Source organism: Oleiphilus sp. HI0123 (assembly GCF_001635315.1).
The window spans coordinates 1-274 of record NZ_LWGE01000085.1; the positions used below are offsets into that span (position 1 = coordinate 1).

Consider the following 274-nt stretch of genomic DNA (forward strand, 5'->3'; position numbering starts at 1 on the left):
AGAGCAACTAAGGCCATAACCGCAGAAAGACCAATCCCACCCAAGCCCAAAACAGCAACTGTTTCTTTTGATGTAATAGTCAACTCGTTCAAGACCATTCCCGCTCCAGTAGGCAAGGCACACCCAAACAAAACTGCCGTATCAAAATCTAAGGATTCAGGCTTCAGAACAACTCGATTTTCTGCAACCACTGTAAAATTGCTGAATGTGGTAACCGGACCAGAGTTAATATTTCTAATACCATCACTATATATTGCCCCTGCTGCATCTAATC

Annotated in this window: 1 pseudogene; it reads right to left on the bottom strand. The window is 43.1% G+C overall.

Annotation, left to right across the window (positions count from 1 at the left end):
• Positions 1-274, bottom strand: a pseudogene (locus tag A3761_RS26520) (hypothetical protein); the annotation flags it as partial.